This is a genomic window from Pseudomonas sp. CP-1, assembly GCF_021213715.1.
In the GTDB taxonomy this organism is placed as follows: domain Bacteria; phylum Pseudomonadota; class Gammaproteobacteria; order Pseudomonadales; family Pseudomonadaceae; genus Pseudomonas; species Pseudomonas aeruginosa.
In genome coordinates, this window is the sequence record NZ_JAJQKY010000049.1 from 1 (window position 1) to 3,126 (window position 3,126).

The following is a 3,126-nucleotide window of genomic DNA, read 5'->3' on the forward strand; positions in this document are numbered from 1 at the left end:
CTTGCCATGGTCAACGTGACCGATGGTGCCGACGTTGACGTGCGGCTTGTTCCGTTCAAATTTTTCTTTAGCCATGGAGACCATCCCCTTCAAGGAATTGAGCGGATCACGCTACCATTAGAACAAGGGCAGATATTTTCATATCTGCCCTTGGATAAATGGAGCTCATGAGCGGATTTGAACCGCTGACCTCACCCTTACCAAGGGTGTGCTCTACCAACTGAGCTACATGAGCGAAACACAAGCAACTTGACTGGAGCGGGTAGCGGGAATCGAACCCGCATCATCAGCTTGGAAGGCTGAGGTTCTACCACTGAACTATACCCGCGGAGCCCGAAGCTCACGCTTTTAAACTGGTGGAGGGAGAAGGATTCGAACCTTCGAAGTCTATGACGTCAGATTTACAGTCTGATCCCTTTGGCCACTCGGGAATCCCTCCAAACTGGTGGGCGGCATTCTCTACGTCTGCCACCTTGCTGTCAAGAGTTTTCTCTTAAAAAACCTGAACTTAGGTTTCAACAGCAACTTCATGGTAGGAGTCTTTCAGCCTTCCCCCTGCGAAGCGGGCGCCATTCTATGCAAACCATCAGGGGGATGCAACACCTTTGCACGACATTATTTGATGCTGCAATCCCTTGAAGTCCCGAGCCAGCTCCTGGAGCAGTTGCTCATCCACCAGGCGCCGGCTGCCGGGGGCCACCCTTACCCAGAAATCACGCTGCCCGCGGGGCAATTCCTTCAGCTCCGCCTCGTAACCTGCCGTCTTGAGACGCGCCTGCGCACTTTCAGCCGAATCCCGCGCGGAAAACATCCCCAAAGAAATGCCATTGGCCAGCACTCCCTCGCCAATCAGGTAGCTGTCGATATTGCGCGCCTGAAGCTCCTTCAACTGACGAAGCGCAGCCTCCCGCGAGGCTAGCGGAGGAAGATAGACCCAGTAATCGACGCTCATCTCCCCACGGGCCTCGACCTCCGCCTCGATATCCAGGCCCAGCAGGCGCTGCTGCAACCTTCGGGCATCCGCCTCCTCACCGCCTCCGCCAAGATAGAGACAGGCCGACTCGGATGCGATCGACTCTTCGGCAGCCGAAGGCACACTCGGCGCCGGCACCTGCGACCCCGAGCGCGCCCTGGAAGCAAGGTTGCTCTCGGCCAACAGCAGAATGTTCTTCTGCCCATCCTTATAGAGTTCCAGCGGTGCGATTTCCTTGGCCCGTAGCGGGGATTGCTGCTGATGCCAGACGTAGTAGAAGACGTTCAGGGCCAGGAGAAACAGGAAGAACCAGCGCATAGATCCTCTCACTCAATCGGGCAAGCCAGTGCCAGCCCTACGAAAACCAGGTCCGGCATGATCCGGGCGCCAGCCAGTTCGTCGCGAACCAGTTCGGCATCCCCACCCGTCAGGAATATTTCACAATCCGGACCGAGCAGCTCGCACGCCATGGCGTACTGCTCACGAACGAACCCCCTGAGCATGAGCAGACAACCCCGCTCAACCGCCTCGGCCGTGGCCTGCCCTGGCTGGAGACTGGCAAGCGCCCGACGGGCCTCTGCATCGTCGTAGCGGATACGTCGGGTATGGGTGCGCAACTGGCTTCTCATCAGGGTCATGCCCGGGCATATGTAGCCCCCCAGATGCACTCCATCCGCCGCGACCAGGTCAGAGGTGACCGCGGTCCCCAGATCAATGACCAGGCAGGCCTTCTTAGCCAGGTGATGAGCCGCGACGAGGGCCAACCAGCGGTCGAGCCCCAGGCGCTGGTAGTCGAGATAGCCGTTGCGCACTCCCGCCAACTGCTTGCCGGATGATGCAACCAGCGCCGAAACCGGGAACAGCTGCTCCAACCGTGCGACCAGTTGCGAGGTTTCCTGCTCGCTGCGAACGCTCACCAGGCGACAGGCTCGCACTGGCAGCGCTTGCTGCGATGTTAACTGTTCGACCAGGGCATCATCGGACTCCGCAAGGCCACCGGCGACCGACCGTGCCGCGCCCTCGATGACCCGCCACTTGATCAGCGAGTTTCCACAGTCGAGCTCAAGAATCATTGACGCAACCTCAAACTAAGCTCCCCTCCACTGAAACCCTGCTCCACGCCATCCACCTCGAGACGCAGCGCTCCTCGGCTATCGACACCCAACACGCGACCCTCGATGGAACTCAGGGCAGTCGAGAGAATGACCTGGGCACCCTGCCAGAGATTGCAGGACTCCCACTCCTCGCGACTTGCAGCAAAGCCTTCGCGCGAATGCCTATCGAGATAATCGGCCAACTGCCGATTGAGAGCAGAGAGCAGCCGCGAACGATCCACCAGCTCCCCCAGCGCTTCGCGCAGGGAGGTCCAAGGCTGGCCGATATCAGTGGCGGTCTTCATGTTGACGTTGATCCCTATGCCGATAACGACATGACACAGATCCGCGGGGTCGCCACTCAGCTCCAGGAGAATTCCGGCGATCTTCTTGCCTCCCTGCAGAACGTCGTTCGGCCACTTCAACCCGGCGTCCCGGACGTCCAAGGACTCCAGGGCCCGGAGCACCGCGAGACCGACAACCAGGCTCAACCCTTCGAGCTCCCGAGCGCCCCCCCTGACAGTAATGGCCAGAGAATAATAGAGGTTCTCTCCATAGGGACTGACCCAGGCTCGCCCGCGACGTCCACGCCCGGCAGTCTGCTGCTCGGCGACGATAACGAAAGGCGTCGAGGCTCCAGCCGCGAGCCTGCGCATGGCCTCGCTATTGGTTGAATCGACGGTGGGCATGATCTCGACAGGCCAGAGGCTGTCGATCTTCCGCGGATCCAGGAGACTGAGGGGACTCGCCAGGCGGTAACCCCGGCCACGCACCTTGTGGAACTGCAGGCCATGTTCAGCCTCCAGGTGCTGCAAGCGTTTCCAGACTGCACTGCGACTGATGCCCAGTACCGCCCCCAACTCCTCACCGGAGTGGAATCGCCCGTCTTGAAGTAGTTTCAGCAAGGTCTGCATAGACGCCCCACACTAGCCAGGCACGCATCATATAGAGGCACTTGCGCTTTGCCTACGAAAAGCCCTGCCGTATAGCTGCCTTTTCCCCGGATTTTCGCAGACTTTTCCGCGCGCAAAAGCAAAACCCCTGGTCATCGCTGACCAG

General features: G+C 59.6%; 3 protein-coding genes, 3 tRNA genes and 1 pseudogene. All 7 read right to left on the reverse strand.

The features are described 5' to 3' along the window. Positions 1-75, reverse strand: a pseudogene (locus LT948_RS32920) (GTP-binding protein); the annotation flags it as partial. An 84-nt stretch (positions 76-159) separates the two neighbouring features. After that, positions 160-235, reverse strand: a tRNA-Thr gene (locus LT948_RS32925). Between the two features lie 19 nt (positions 236-254). Then, positions 255-328: transfer RNA gene (locus LT948_RS32930), tRNA-Gly, on the reverse strand. A gap of 26 nt (positions 329-354) precedes the next feature. Then, a tRNA-Tyr gene (locus LT948_RS32935) sits at positions 355-439 on the reverse strand. A 147-nt stretch (positions 440-586) separates the two neighbouring features. Continuing rightward, on the reverse strand, positions 587-1,291 hold the full coding sequence (locus LT948_RS32940; RefSeq protein ID WP_003093767.1) for an SPOR domain-containing protein: 705 nt from the start codon (positions 1,289-1,291) through the stop codon (positions 587-589). Positions 1,292-1,299: 8 nt separating this feature from the next. Beyond that, positions 1,300-2,046 (reverse strand): pantothenate kinase, encoded by a 747-nt coding sequence (locus LT948_RS32945; protein ID WP_003093768.1) that lies wholly within the window; start codon positions 2,044-2,046, stop codon positions 1,300-1,302. Beyond that, a complete protein-coding gene (gene birA, locus LT948_RS32950) occupies positions 2,043-2,981 on the reverse strand; it encodes a bifunctional biotin--[acetyl-CoA-carboxylase] ligase/biotin operon repressor BirA (protein ID WP_003129267.1) in 939 nt (312 codons plus the stop codon). Before birA ends, LT948_RS32945 begins: the two co-directional genes overlap by 4 nt. Positions 2,982-3,126 lie beyond the last annotated feature (145 nt).